Below are 345 nucleotides of genomic sequence, written 5' to 3'. Positions count from 1 at the left end.
GCGTGCCACCCCGGCCCTGCTGGACCGCGTGACGGTCAGCGCCTATGGCAACGCCAGCACCCCGCTGAACCAGGTCGCGTCGATCTCCAACGCCGACGCCCACTCGCTGCTGGTCACCTTCCACGAGTTCGGGCATTACTGGGTCGGGCGCCTGTGCGGGGTCAAGATCCTGCGTTTCTCGGTCGGCTTCGGCCGGCCGCTGTGGTCGCCACAGCCGATCAGCTGGGCGGGCGAACGGCAGGTGCTATGCGGCGTGCAGGCGCCGCTGCAGGCCTTCAACGCACGCGGCGAAGGCACGCCGCTGATCGTCGATGGCGCGACGTCAGACCTGCGCTGCGTTCGACC

The 345-nt window shown here is 69.9% G+C and carries 1 protein-coding gene; it reads left to right on the top strand.

Going from position 1 to position 345, the window contains the following annotated elements; all coding sequences use genetic code 11:
• Positions 1-28: 28 nt before the first annotated feature.
• Positions 29-345 (top strand): site-2 protease family protein (locus ABGA94_RS04980; RefSeq protein ID WP_375366555.1); only part of this gene is annotated, 317 nt, incomplete at its 3' end.

Origin of the sequence: Stenotrophomonas sp. 3diitr2024 (assembly GCF_042136455.1) — a bacterium.
In the GTDB taxonomy this organism is placed as follows: Bacteria; Pseudomonadota; Gammaproteobacteria; order Xanthomonadales; family Xanthomonadaceae; genus Stenotrophomonas; species Stenotrophomonas sepilia.
This window is presented reverse-complemented; position numbering and strand designations above follow the sequence as displayed.